Source organism: Trueperella pecoris, from assembly GCF_014926385.1.
Classification (GTDB): Bacteria; Actinomycetota; Actinomycetes; order Actinomycetales; family Actinomycetaceae; genus Trueperella; species Trueperella pecoris.
Map to the genome: position 1 here is coordinate 1,684,090 of NZ_CP053291.1, position 13,033 is coordinate 1,697,122.

General features: G+C 66.0%; 9 protein-coding genes. 3 read left to right on the forward strand and 6 right to left on the reverse strand.

Annotated features, from left to right (window positions below; genetic code table 11):
- Positions 1–210 precede the first annotated feature (210 nt).
- Positions 211–738, forward strand: a complete 528-nt coding sequence (locus tag HLG82_RS07815; protein ID WP_193326290.1) for an inorganic diphosphatase — start codon at positions 211–213, stop codon at positions 736–738.
- A 174-nt stretch (positions 739–912) separates the two neighbouring features.
- On the opposite strand, the gene HLG82_RS07820 is transcribed toward HLG82_RS07815, so the two are convergent.
- Positions 913–2,532, reverse strand: a complete 1,620-nt coding sequence (locus HLG82_RS07820) for a C40 family peptidase (RefSeq protein ID WP_193326291.1) — start codon at positions 2,530–2,532, stop codon at positions 913–915.
- 354 nt (positions 2,533–2,886) lie between these two features.
- Between HLG82_RS07820 and metX the strand changes: the two genes are divergently transcribed.
- A complete protein-coding gene (gene metX / locus HLG82_RS07825) occupies positions 2,887–4,140 on the forward strand; it encodes a homoserine O-acetyltransferase MetX (protein ID WP_193326292.1) in 1,254 nt (417 codons plus the stop codon).
- Positions 4,141–4,176: 36 nt separating this feature from the next.
- On the forward strand, positions 4,177–5,274 hold the full coding sequence (locus tag HLG82_RS07830; RefSeq protein WP_193326293.1) for an alpha/beta hydrolase: 1,098 nt from the start codon (positions 4,177–4,179) through the stop codon (positions 5,272–5,274).
- Between the two features lie 106 nt (positions 5,275–5,380).
- Here the strand turns inward: HLG82_RS07830 and HLG82_RS07835 are convergent, their stop codons facing one another.
- Genes HLG82_RS07835 through HLG82_RS07855 form a run of 5 tightly spaced genes read right to left on the reverse strand, consistent with a single transcriptional unit; the run spans position 5,381 to position 12,991 of the window.
- Positions 5,381–7,102 (reverse strand): hypothetical protein, encoded by a 1,722-nt coding sequence (locus tag HLG82_RS07835; RefSeq protein ID WP_193326294.1) that lies wholly within the window; start codon positions 7,100–7,102, stop codon positions 5,381–5,383.
- A gap of 59 nt (positions 7,103–7,161) precedes the next feature.
- On the reverse strand, positions 7,162–10,131 hold the full coding sequence (locus tag HLG82_RS07840) for an FAD-binding and (Fe-S)-binding domain-containing protein (protein ID WP_193326295.1): 2,970 nt from the start codon (positions 10,129–10,131) through the stop codon (positions 7,162–7,164).
- A 36-nt stretch (positions 10,132–10,167) separates the two neighbouring features.
- Positions 10,168–10,527: a hypothetical protein gene (locus tag HLG82_RS07845; RefSeq protein WP_193326296.1), complete on the reverse strand. Its 360-nt coding sequence runs from the start codon at positions 10,525–10,527 to the stop codon at positions 10,168–10,170.
- A complete protein-coding gene (gene feoB / locus HLG82_RS07850; RefSeq protein WP_255313868.1) occupies positions 10,524–12,767 on the reverse strand; it encodes a ferrous iron transporter B in 2,244 nt (747 codons plus the stop codon). Before feoB ends, HLG82_RS07845 begins: the two co-directional genes overlap by 4 nt.
- A complete protein-coding gene (locus tag HLG82_RS07855; RefSeq protein ID WP_193326297.1) occupies positions 12,764–12,991 on the reverse strand; it encodes a FeoA family protein in 228 nt (75 codons plus the stop codon). Before HLG82_RS07855 ends, feoB begins: the two co-directional genes overlap by 4 nt.
- Between the last annotated feature and the right edge of the window lie 42 nt (positions 12,992–13,033).

Here is a 13,033-nt window from a genome sequence, read left to right on the forward strand (position 1 = left end):
ACAGTGAGGGCCGATTCCGCCACGGCGGTGCTTCGCGGAGAGGTTCGCGGCCGGGGGCGGATGGTTCGCGGCCGGAGGCGCCGTCAGCCACGATTTCCCACCGAGAGCGCGGCCGTAAGAACAAATGTGCGCTTCCACCCTCGATTCACGCAGAAATATTTCGGACATGGTGGCTACAATGGTTCTCAGATAAACCTAAAGGAGAGATTAATGGACTTCGACGTCACAATCGAGATTCCCAAGGGCAATCGCAACAAGTACGAGGTGGACCACGAAACCGGCCGCATCCGTCTTGACCGCATGCTCTTCACGTCCACCCGCTACCCGGATGATTACGGCTTCATCGATGGAACTCTTGGCGAGGACGGCGATCCGCTCGACGCCCTGGTTCTGCTCGATGAGCCCACCTTCCCCGGATGCGTGATCCGCTGCCGTGCACTGGGCATGTTCCGCATGAAGGACGAGGCGGGAGGCGATGACAAGGTCGTGTGCGTCCCCACGGGTGACCAGCGTGCATCTTGGCGCACCGAACTCGAGGACATCTCCGAGTTCCACCGCCTGGAGATCCAGCACTTCTTCGAGGTCTACAAGGACCTCGAGCCCGGCAAGTCGGTTGAGGGCGCGCACTGGGTTGGTCGCGAAGAGACCGAGCGCGAGATCCAGGCATCCTTCCAGCGTGCAATCGACACCGGTTACTACGACCACAACCCGAAGCTGCACCCTGACAACATGAAGTAGTCCGGGCCGTACTCCCGCGCAAACCGCACTAAGCTGATCGCCGCTGTACTAACTTTCAGCAAGTTAGTACAGCGGCGATCAGCTTAATAGGGTTTCGGCGAGCCGGGCCGGGTTTCGGCGAGCCGGGCCGGGTTTCGGCGAGCTGGGCCGGACTGGCCACCCCAGCCCAGCCCCCTACCGTACGCGCAGGTAGATCGGGTTGCCCCAGACGGCGCTCTCTTCGGTGCCGATGGACGGGTTCCATGCGGCAATGTGCATGCCGTTGCCGGTGTAGATGCCGACGTGGCCGGGCCACCACATCACGTCACCGGGACGAGCCTGCGAAGCCGGGACCTGCTGGTATGCACCCCAGTACTGGCCGACGGAGGAGCCGGTGCGGCGCGGGGTGGTCACCCCGAACTTCTGGTAGACGTACCAGACGTAGCCAACGCAGTCCCATCCGGTCGTGGGCGAGACACCACCCCAGACGTAGGGGGCGCCAGCGAACTGGCGTGCGTAGGCGACCACGTCCTGGCCAGCCCCCGACGACGCGGCAGCGGCAGCAGCCTTTTCCGCGGCGGCCTTCTCAGCCGCGGCACGTTCGGCGGCAGCCTTTTCAGCGGCCTCGCGTGCGGCCTTTTCCTTGGCAGCCTTCTCGGCGGCAGCCTTTTCAGCGGCCTCCTTGGCGGCCTTGTTGGAGGCCTCCTTGGCGGCCTTCTCAGCCGCGGCACGCTCGGCGGCGGCCTTCTCAGCGGCGGCACGCTCCTCGGCTGCCTTCTGGGTGGCCTCGCGGTCAGCCTTCTCCTTGGCGGCCTTCTCGGCGGCGGCACGCTGCTGGGCTGCGTACTCGGCGGCTTCCTTGGCGGCCTGCTCGTTGTTTGCCTTGGCCGGACCGGTTGAGTTAGCGGCGGCGTCGGCCAGGCGTGCGGCCTCGCGCTCGGCGGCGGTAGCGGCGGCGTCAGCAGCGGCGGCCTTGGTCGCGGACTTCTGGGCAGCAGCCTGGGCCTCGTTGGCGGCGCGTTCCTGCGCGTCGCGGGCAGCCTTCGTCACGACGACGTCCGCGGCGGCCTGCGCCTTCGCCTTACGGTCCAATTCCAGCTGAGCGAGGCGCTCGCGCTCGAGGTCGACCGTCGTGCCGCGCTGGGCGGCGAGGTCGACGGCGAGGACATCGCGGCGGTGCTGGGCGGCGGCGAGCATGTCGGTCTGTGCGGTGGCGGCCTTGCTGGCCTCGTCGGCGGCGGTGAACACCTGCTCGGCGGCCTTGGCCTGGTCGCTGGCGGCCTGATCGGCGTCGGCCTGCATCACACGCGCGATTTCTTCGAGCGCCTTGAAGCGCTGTACCTTGGAGTCAACCGAGTTGGCCACGGCGCCGTAGGCCTGCGAACGCTTGTTGGCTTCCTCCACCGATTCCGCGCCGAAGAGGTAGTAGGACTGCGTCACTTCCCCGGCGTGGTTCTTGTACATGACCTGGGAGACCGAGCCGAGCTGGCGGCGAGCCTCTTCGAGTTCGGCAAGCGCGGCATTCGCCTTTTCTTGTGCGGCGACGGCTAGGGAGATCGACTCGGCGAGGTCGGCCTGGGCCGTCATCGCGGCGGCCTGCGCAATGGCGGCTGCGGCAGTGGCTTCGTTGCTCTGCGTGGCCAGGCGCGCCAGTTCGAGTTCGATATCGGCCAACGAGCGGGAGGTGGTCTCCTGCTTGGCGTAGGCGCTATCGATGTCGTTTTCCGATATGGGTGTTGCTACTGCGGGCGCCGCGGCTGATGCCGCGAGCCCGAGAGCCGAGATAAGAACCAGTGACTTACGTGCCCAGGTCACTCGCCACCTCCATGTGCGTGAATAAAAACTTATGGCGTGTCGCCTTGACAAGCGCCAACCACTCGCACATAACCGTATACCTTTTCGTTATAAAAGGAAACACGAGAAACTTATTTCACTTACATTACTTCTGCCACAGATTTCACATCTGTCACACGGCTATCACATTTGCCCAGCTTGAACACGCCTCATCCCCGCTCTCAACGCCGTCCCTAGCTGTGGACATTCTTTGCGCGGCTTCGCGCCCGCCTCTATGGTGGAGGCATGATGAAGCGAATGTGATGCGGGCGTCAGCCCTCCTCGGACTGGCCCGGCGCCCTTGACCTTGTTGTTATCCGCGCAATGAAGGAACCAATGACTGCCCGCGACATTTCACTTCCCGCCTTCCTCGTCGGCTACCCGCCACTCACCCCCGTCACCGACGCGGCCCCCGTGGCCGATTTCGATATCGGCTACCATCCCCCGCTCATCGCCAAGCCCATCCCCGCCAGCGGCGCCTGGCGTGAGGGCGACGATCCCGGCGAACGCCATTTTCTCGACGTCGGCCCGATGGACCTCGAACTCGGCGGCCGCTTGCCCGCCGTCCGGCTCGCGTTCGAGACGTGGGGAAAGCTCAACGACGCCGGCACCAACGCCGTGCTCCTGTGCCACGCCCTGACCGGCGATTCGCACGCCACCTCCGCCGAGGGCACGGACGGGTGGTGGAACGACATCGTCGGGCCCGGCAAGGCCATCGACACGAACCGCTGGTTCGTCGTGTGCCCGAATGTTTTGGGCGGATGCCAAGGGTCAACGGGCCCATCCTCGAACGCCCCCGATGGCCAGCCGTGGGGCTCCCGCTTCCCCGAGGTGACGATTAGGGATATGTGTGCCGCCGAATACCGCCTGGCCGAGCAGCTGGGCGTGCGGCGCTGGGCGCTGGTGGCGGGGGCTTCTTTCGGCGGCAACCGCGTGATGGAGTGGGCGGCGTCGTATCCGCAGATGACGGGCGCGATCGCCGTGCTGGTGGCGGGCCCGGCCACCACAGCCGAGCAGATTGCCTACCAGAAGACGCAAAACCAGGCCATCCTGTTCGACCCGGCCTTTCGCGGCGGCGACTACTATTCCCTGCCCGACGGCGCCGGCCCGCACCGCGGCCTCGGCCTGGCCCGCGAGCTGGCCCACATCACCTACCGCTGCCCCACCGAGTTCGACCAACGCTTCGGGCGCACCCCGCAGGAGGGCGAGGATCCCTTGGCGGGCGGTCGCTATGCGGTGGCCTCATATTTGGATTACCACGCCTACAAGCTCGCCGTCCGCTTCGACGCCAATTCTTACCTGCGCATCTCCCAGGCGATGATCACGCACGACATCGGGCGCGGGCGTGGCGGGACGGCGGCGGTGATCGCGCAGCTCACGATGCCGGCGCTGGTGGTGTCGGTGGATTCGGACCGGCTCTTCTATCCGCGCGACGTCGAGGCGCTGGCCACGGCGTTACCCGGCTCGGGCCCGGTACGCCACGTCCACTCCGAGTACGGCCACGACGGCTTCCTCATCGAAAACGATCAGGTGACGAAGATTCTTCGCGGCTTCCTCGACGATCCGTCGATCTTTCCCGACGCCGTCTGACCCCACACCCCTGCCACGATCGGGGATAATGGTGACATGACGTGGACCCCTGACTCCCTCGGCGAGCATTTCTACCAGCGCATCCTCCCGCTTCACGATGACGAATACGGGCCGAACCGCGCCGTCCTGGTCACACACGACCCGGCTCGGGCAGGCGCGCAGGAAACCCGCGACGAGGTGGGGCAGGCGGAAGGCGAGCAGACGGCGTCGTTCGCATTGCTGGCCATCCACGGCTGGAACGACTACTTCTATCATTACGAGTTCGCCGAGCAAATCACGGCGCTGGGCGGCCAATTTTACGCACTTGACCTGCGCAAATATGGCCGGGCACATATGGAGGGCCAGATGTGGGGCTACGTGGAGGACATGTCGACCTACGATGAGGAGATCCACGAGGCGCTCGACGTCATTTATGAGGAGCATGGCTACGACGTCCCGATTTTCCTTTATGGTCATTCGACCGGCGGCCTGACCGCGACGCTGTGGGCGGACCGCCACCCGGGCGCGCTCGCCGGCCTGATTCTCAACTCGCCGTGGATCGAATTCCAGGGCGCCACGGCCGTGCGAATGATGAGTCAGCCGATCCTTGACACGCTGCACCGCCTCTCCCCCACAGCCGTCATCCCGCAAACCGACAACGGCTACTACCAGCGCCTTCTGACGGGTTACATGAGTGAGGAGGAGCGCCGGGCCTGGGTCGCCGAGGAGGAGGCCGCGGGGCGCGACGCCGTCGACCCGTTTTTCATCGAAGGTGGTTGGAATCCCGATCCTCGCTATCGTCACGTGCCGACGTTCCCGATTCGTGCCGGGTGGTTGCGCGCGGTGGTCAAGGGCCATGAGCGGGTCGCCCGGGGGCTCGACATTAAATGCCCGATCCTCGTGCTGACCAGCACGAAGACCTATTACAGCGAGGACTGGGATGACAACATGCGCCACGCGGACACGGTGTTGAACGTGGATCAGATCTGGAAGCGCATTCCGTGGCTGGGCAAGGTCGCCACGCTGGCAAAGATCACCGACGGCATTCACGACGTATTGCTCTCGCGCGAGTCAGCGCGCAAACAAGCCTACTGGCACATCGGCGCGTTTATTCGTACGTGGGCGGGAGCGCCGAACGTCGGCCAGCTCGACTGAGGCTCTGAGGCCCGCGCGTAGGTCGCCACGCCGCTAGGTGCGGGCGGTGTGGGAATGCGGTGGGCCTGGGTGCGTCGATCCGGGCTAGTTGAGCGGCCGTGACGGGTTAGGCGAAGTCGCCGAGTGTGCGCCCGTCGGGCACCTGCCATAGGTGCCAGCCGTCGGCGTATGGGTTTCCGGAGGCCGTGGCTGCCGCTTCGGACGGGTCCGCAAACGTGCCGACGCCGATGATGTCAATCAGCCCGCTGCTGGTGAGATACCCGTGGAGGGCGCGGTGCTTGCGCCGCGAGCGCCACGTCAGTTTCGCGACGCCGATCTCAGCGACGATACGTTGCATCCGCGGATCCGGGGTGGGCGCCGCCTCAGACCGGGGGTGTTCAGCCGCAGTGCGCTCAGCGCGCTGATCAGTGCGGGACTCCAAGCGGGACTCGACGCGATGTTCGGGACGTGGCTCGGCACGGTGTTCGGCGCGGGCCTCCGGAACTACGGTGGCTTCCGGCCCGACGCGCCGCGGGGCGGGAACGATCTGGGACGGATCGGAGACAGCGGCAGAGCGCTCGTCCCAGCGATCCGACTTCAACGCGGCGTCGGCTACCGCCTCAGAGGAGGCCTCCGAGGAGAATCGCTCGGAGAAGATCTGGGCGTTGTTCTCCGCCTTCGGCGCGCTCATGTCCCACAGGCGCTGTTCGGCGCGCTTGGATTCGGCCTTGAGGAGGTCGTACATCGTGACGCCGACGTCCTTGCGGTTCTTCTCAAGCCGCGCCCACATGTCATCGTGCTGAGCCTGGCGAGCGACCTTGTCCGCCCGCCGGCGTTCCACGGATCCGAGCACGTCCGACGCGTCGCGCTTGGCGGGGCGTTCCTTTTCGTACTGCCATCCGATGATTTCCCACGCGGCGTCGTAGCGCTGGGCACGGTCGATGATGGCGGTCTCTTCATCGGCAGGGAAATCCGTGGCGGCATGGGCGGGCTCGGGCTCTGCCACAGCCGCCGCTTCCGCCACGGGCGCGTTCGTAGCCGCCGGCTCGCGGTCCGGCTCGGCTGGGGCCTCGGGCGCGGTCTCGGCCTCAGCCACAGGCTCGGCCTCGGCGAAAACGACCGGGGTGGAGATTGCCTCCATCTCGACCGTCTCCGGCTCCGGGTCGGCAAAATCGGCAGGGCCGGTCATGCCTTCTTCCGAGCCGGCAGTGCCGTCCTCCGGGCGAGCCGTGCTGCCCTCGGCGGGATGCACAACGCCGTCTGTATCAGTGGCCTCCGCGGCCACGTCAATCGCCACCGGCTGGCTTCCGGGCTCAATCACGCCGCGATTTTCCATCACATCAGCGATCTCGACGAGCAGGCCGCTCACACCCTCGTGCACAACAACCCGGTAGGCCTCAACCCCCACGTGACGCAAGGCGGAGATGGGACGACGCACATCGACGTCGTAGTCAAAGGCGAAAATGAACAGGCGGGGGCCGCGCTTCATGAGCGGTGGAGAGGATTCGACGAATCGTTGGTAGTCCGCATCGAAGGCGGACTCGCCGCCCGTGTACATGTTGGCCAGCGTCAAACGGCTCATCTCACCGTGGCGGCCGGCGCGGGTCAGCGCGCTGACGAAGGCATCGGAGGACAGGGTTTCCAGCACGTCGATGGTGACGACCTGACCGGTCGGATCGAGTGCGAGGAGCGATTGACTTTCCTCCGCCCATCCGACGGGAAACAGCGGCCTGTCAATGAATTCCAAGGATTGTGCGCGAACGGCATTCAGCACCTCATCGCTGACCTGAGTGACCACCGACTGCGGAGCCGCTACGAGGTGACCATTGCGTAATGCGAAAACTCCCACACGTTCTCCCTTCCCCCTCAAGGGTACCCGACGCCGCTGACATACTGACCGCCTTCACATCATCCGTGGAGCGCAGTTCGCGGCGAGCGAGTCCGGCGGCGCACGCCCTTGCCGTCGCGTAGAAGTTCGGCTAGATGCACGCCCTGGTCGCCGACCAGCTGTGATGCCTGCGTACGGCACGAAAATCCGTCGGCGAGGTAGACCGCGTCGGGCGCGGCGGCCGCCAATTTGGGTAGCAGATCATTCTCGGCAACTTTGACGGACACCTCATAGTGACCTTTCTCCATTCCAAAATTCCCGGCGAGTCCGCAGCATCCGGAGACGGTCGTCAGGTGCGCGCCCGCGCCGCGCAGGAGTGCGGCGTCGGCCTGCCAGCCCATCACCGAATAGTGGTGGCAGTGTGGTTGGGCGACGATGTCGAGCCCGCTCAGGTCCGGCGGACGCCACCCGGTCGGCCCGATCGGCTCGGGTGCGGTCAACAGTTCGGCGAGGGTGAAGGTCATGGTGGCGACGACGTCGGCGCGCGGATCGTCCAGCAGGTCGGCCATGTCTTCGCGCAGCACCGCCGTGCACGAGGGCTCGACGCCCACGATCGGTACACCCGAGGCGGCAAACGGGGCGAGGACGTCGAGGAGGTTGGAAAGCTCCTTCTTGGCGTGATCGAGTTGGCCGGTGGTGATCCACGTCAGGCCGCAGCACGCGTCGCGCGGCGGGATGAGGACGGTGTAGCCGGCCCCCTGCAGCACGGCCACCATCGCCTGCGCCCCGGCGGTGTCGAGCGTTTCGGAGAAGGAATCGGCCCACATCATGACGTACTTTTTCGACGACGACGCCGGCCCGGCCAGCTCCCCGTGTGCCGGCGCCCCGTGTGCCAGCTCGCCGCCGGCCAGTTTCATTGCCGCGAGCTCACGGGCGGCGACCTGCCGGGCCTCCTCACGCAACGGCGCGGCGAGGCGCGAGAAGCGAGCCGTGGCGAAGCCGGGCATCTGGCGGCGCGTGTCCAGGCCCACCGCGGCGAATGCGAGCTTACGCACGGGAGCGATCTTCATGGCCGCGTTGGCCAAGCGGGCGAGACCGGGCACGGCGGTGGCCCACCGGGCGAGGAGAGGCAGGTTGCCCAGGACGTAGTGCGTGCGCGGACGGAGCTTGCCTTTGAAACCGCGGTAGAGGGCCTCGGACTTGAACTTGGCGAGGTTGACCCCGGTGGGGCAATCGCGCGAGCAGGCCTTGCACGCGAGGCAGAGGTCGAGCGCCTCGTGAAGCGCGCAGTCGGCGAAGCCGCGAATGAGCTGGCCGTTGGTCACTTCCTGAAGCACACGGGCGCGCCCGCGCGTGACGTCCTTTTCCTCCTTCGTCGCCTGGTAGGACGGGCACATGTAGAAGCCCGCGCTGGTGCGGTCGGCACGGCAGTTGCCCACACCGGTGCAACGGTGAACCGCCTTGGTGAAGTCCCCCTCGTCCTGGCGGAAGTGGAATCCCCCGGCGTAGTCGGTGGGGCTCGCCGCGGGCCGGCGCAGGTCGGCGTCGATCGGCCGGGGGCGCACGAGCACGCCCGGGTTGAGGACGTCCTCCGGGTCGAAGAGGGCCTTGACCTGGGCGAAGAGGTCGATCACCTCCGGCGGGTACATGCGGGTCAGGAGCTCGGAGCGGGCCCGGCCGTCGCCATGCTCGCCCGACATCGAACCGCCATAGCGCACCGCGATGTCCGTGGCGGCCTCCATGAAGGCTCGCATCGCCGGCACGCCGCCGGCCTCCTCGAGCGGGAAGTCGATGCGCACGTGCACGCACCCGTCCCCGAAGTGGCCGTACATGAGGCCATCGAGACCGCTGGCCTCCATGAGCGCGCGTAGCTCACGCAGATAGGGTCCGAGCATCGTGGGCGGGACCGCCGAATCCTCCCACCCTGGCCAGGCCGCCACGCCCGCGGGAGTGCGGCCACCCAAGCCGGCACCGTCGGCGCGGATGCGCCACAGCTGCGTGGCGTCGGGGCCGGGCTCGCGGACCATGATGGCGTCGGTTCCGGCGTCGGCGCAGATGCCGGCCACGCGATCTTCCACCACCGAAAGCTCCTCCCCCTCTTGGGCGCCGACCTCGATAAAGAGCCAGCCGCCGCCCGCCGGTAGCTCGGGCACGCTGCCCTTGTTCTTGCGCACGGCCTCCACCAACTGGGCGTCGATTCCCTCGACGGCGAGCGGGGAGTGGGCGAGGAGCGCAGGGACGGCGTCGGCCGCCGCAGGCATGTCGGGATAACCGAGGACGATGAGCGTGGGGGCCTGGGCGATCGGCACGAGCCGAAGCACCGCCTCGGTCACGACCACGAGCGTGCCCTCCGAGCCGACCAGCATCTTGGCTAGGTCGCGGCCGTTCTCGGGCAGGAGGTGTTCGAGGGAGTAACCCGAGACCTGCCTGCTAAAGCGGCCGAAGTTTCGCCGAATCTGCGCAAGGTGGCCGCCCACCAACTCCGCCAGCCCAGGCACGAGATCGAGGCAGTCCGCACCCACCTCCAGGCGGCGACCGCGCCCGTCCAGGCAGGTCAGCGCCACCACGTTATCGGCGGTTCGGCCCCATGCCACCGCGTGCGGGCCACAGGCGTTGTTGCCGATCATGCCGCCAAGAGTCGCACGATTTTGGGTGGACGGATCGGGGCCAAAACGCAGGCCATGCGCGGCGGCGGCCGCCTGCAGGTCACTCATCACAACGCCCGGCTGAACCCGGGCCGTGCGCGCTACCGGGTCGATCTCCACCACCTTGTTCATGTAGCGGCTAAAGTCGACCACCACGCCCTCACCCACCGAATTACCGGCCACCGACGTGCCCGCACCCCTCGAGGTCAACGGCACGGAAAGCTCCCGGCACGCGGCGAGAACGGCGGCAACATCGGCGTCGTTCTTCGGGAAGACCACCACCTGGGGCGGCACACGATAGTTCGACGCGTCCGTCGAATACTCGGCGCGGGCGCGCGAGGAGGCGTCCACGTCCCCCTCGATGCGGGCGCTAATCAGGTCGACGATGGTGAGCGATTCTTGCATGTTGCCTCCTCGGACGTTGAGGCCATTGTGCCCGATTTACTTCGCGAACGCGCAGCCTGCACAACTAATGAGAGCCGCTTCAGTCTGTGCACCCTCGCTCCCGCACGCGCCTTGGCCCGAGGAACACAACGACGACGCCGTCCCGCCCAGTCCCGTACGCGCCAGATGGTTGACGAGGACCTTGACGAACACCTCGCTCGTGCCCGTCTTGTGGGCGACGGCCGGGATCGTTCCGCCCGCCCGGATCTCGGCGAGGACGCGCTCGGTGACCGCGTAGGGCGCGGGCTGCGAAGGCGACGCATCGGCCGCGGGCGTATCTGCCTTGGCGGGCGCGGGCGGCGCGGACGGCGTCGTGCCACCGCGAGCCCGGCGTGAGCCCAGCCGCATCTCTCTCACAAGAATAACTTGCCAATCTGGAAGATGCCCACGGCAAGTGCCCAAGCGAGGAGCAGTTGGACGACCACGGCGATCGTCGTGCGGCGGGAACCGATGAGCTTGGCCTGCTCGGCCACCGTGGCCAGGCACGGCGTGTAGGCCAGGACGAACACGAGGAAGGCGATCGCGGCAAGCCCCTGGAGGCCTTCGCCCGCGGTCTGTGTAAAGGTCTGGCCGAGGAGCTCGGGCAGGACGCCGAGGTCGTCGCCGTTGTCTTCGGCGTCGCCGGCCGCCTCCGGGTCCATGTTGTAGGAGGCCACGATCGAGGACACCACGGTCTCCTTGGCGACGAAGCCCGTCATGAGGGCGCCGGTCATGTGCCAGTCGCCGAAGCCTGCAGGCTCGAAGACCGGCTCGAGCACCTTGGCGATCTGCCCGTAAGCGGAATGCTCCATGGCCAGCTCGGGGTCGGCGAAGGACTTGCCCTCGGCCATCGGAATCGCGCCCAAGAGCCACACGACCATCGTCATGGCCACAATAATCTTGCCCGCCCCCTTGACGAACACCCACGACCGCTGCACGGCGTGGCGGGTCAGAACGAGCAGGCGCGGCACCTGGTAGGCGGGCAGGATCAGCATGAGCGGGGCTTCGGCCTCATGCTTGGTGAAGAAGTGCTTCAAACCCCACGCGGCCACCACCACGAGGGCAAGGGAAATCACGTACATCGCGAACACCACCGTGCCCGCGTTGGCCGGGAAGAAAATCTTGGCGATCATGAGGTAGATCGTCAGGCGCGCAGCACACGAGGTGTACGGCGTGATGAGCACGGTCACGAGGCGCTGGGCCGCGGACGGGAGCGTGCGCGCCGCCGCAAGCGAGGGCAGGTTGCATCCGAAGCCCATGATGAGTGGCAGGACCACGCGGCCATCCAGTCCAATGCGGCGCATGAGGCGATCGGCGAGGAAGGCGGCCCGGGCCATGTAGCCCGAGTCTTCAAGAATCGACAGCGCCGCGAAGATCACGAACATGAGCGGGACAAACGAGGCGACCACGCCTAGGCCAGTCACCAGGCCTTTAATGAGAGCCGATTCCACCCACGTGCCGTCGAGGCCAGCCGACGACAACAGCCACCCGACGCCGTTGGCCACCGACAGCGCACCCTCGTCGTCGCTGGTGAAGAAGGCATCGAAGTGGTCCTGGATCGGGCCCACCCACTCCCCTGCCAGCTTGAACAGGAACCACATGACGGCAAAGAAAACCACAGGCCCGACGAACGGGTTGAGCAACACGCGGTCCACACGATCCGACCGCGAGAGGCCACGGCTGGCGCTCCCGTCGTCGTGGGCAGCGGTATTGATCGCCGACTCCACCCGGTCCACCCAGCCAAAAAGAGTGGTAGCACGTTCGAGTTCCGCCTCACTTGCGGGCTGGAGAGGATTACCCGTCGCGTCACCTGCCGGCATACTCGAAGGCTTAGCGACGTCGTTCGTGCGGGTCGGCCCAAGGTCAAGGCTCGTCACGCCCTGGTGCCCACACCCGCAGGACATACGCGCCCCACACGAGGTCTGCGCAAGGAGGTCACGGGAATCAACTTCAGACAAGTGGCACTGCGCGACCGGCCCAGAGGCAGCACGGGAATTGTAACCGGGAGCGGCAGGGTCAGGCTCAATACCTGCCACCCGTTTTGGTTCCAAAATGGCCTGTTCAACAAAACGGTCCAAGCTGGCATAGCTCGCGCGTTTACGCGGGTCAAAAACCATGACAGGGATACCCAGTTCGCGCGAGACCACCGACGGATCAATATTTACACCATTATCCGTGGCGACGTCCGCCATGTGAATCACGGCCGCCACCGGATAACCGGTCTGAGCAAGCTGAGCGACAAGATATAACGACCGGGTGAGAGCACCACCGTCGAGGACAGCCAGGACAAGATCCACGTTTTCTGTGCCCGATAGCGAAGCGATGGTATCCGCACCGAAATAGGTGCCCGCGAGAGTATCCGAAACAACCTTCTCATCCGGACTATTCGGCACTAAGGAGTACGTTCCAGGCAGATCGAGGATGCGCACTCCGAGGCTCTTCCACGTCCCTGCCTTCACCTCCACCGTCGTACCCGGAGCGTTGACGACCGCCTGGCGGGAACCGGTAACACCGTTAAATAGCGTGGATTTGCCGACGTTCGGGTTGCCGACGAGCGCGATGGACACGCCCGCGAACCGGTTCTTCGGCTTGTCGTCTACCTTGGTCTGAGTCATCATGCTGCAACCAGCTCCGCTTCAATCTTCTTCGCCGACCGGTGATCAACCGCCACACGAGAACCTGCAATGTTGAGAACAAGTCCGCCAAAGCCAGCACGCTGAACGATCGTGGCCTGCGCACCGATACGGAGCCCGATCTCTTGCATGCGCAACATGCTACGGCGCGGGAGTTCGATATCCGTCAAGCGAAGTGCCACGCGTGTGGGGCATTCGGAGAGTTTCATGTTTTCCTCCAAGAATGTGGCCAAGGCCTAGCACGCTGCCGG

Excerpts from the sequence above, each read along its gene's own strand:
- metX (WP_193326292.1), top strand. The coding sequence starts at position 2,887 with ATGACTGCCCGCGACATTTCACTTCCCGCCTTCCTCGTCGGCTACCCG.
- HLG82_RS07830 (WP_193326293.1), top strand. The coding sequence starts at position 4,177 with ATGACGTGGACCCCTGACTCCCTCGGCGAGCATTTCTACCAGCGCATC.
- feoB (WP_255313868.1), bottom strand. The coding sequence starts at position 12,767 with ATGATGACTCAGACCAAGGTAGACGACAAGCCGAAGAACCGGTTCGCG.
- HLG82_RS07840 (WP_193326295.1), bottom strand. The coding sequence starts at position 10,131 with ATGCAAGAATCGCTCACCATCGTCGACCTGATTAGCGCCCGCATCGAG.
- HLG82_RS07855 (WP_193326297.1), bottom strand. The coding sequence starts at position 12,991 with ATGAAACTCTCCGAATGCCCCACACGCGTGGCACTTCGCTTGACGGAT.
- HLG82_RS07815 (WP_193326290.1), top strand. The coding sequence starts at position 211 with ATGGACTTCGACGTCACAATCGAGATTCCCAAGGGCAATCGCAACAAG.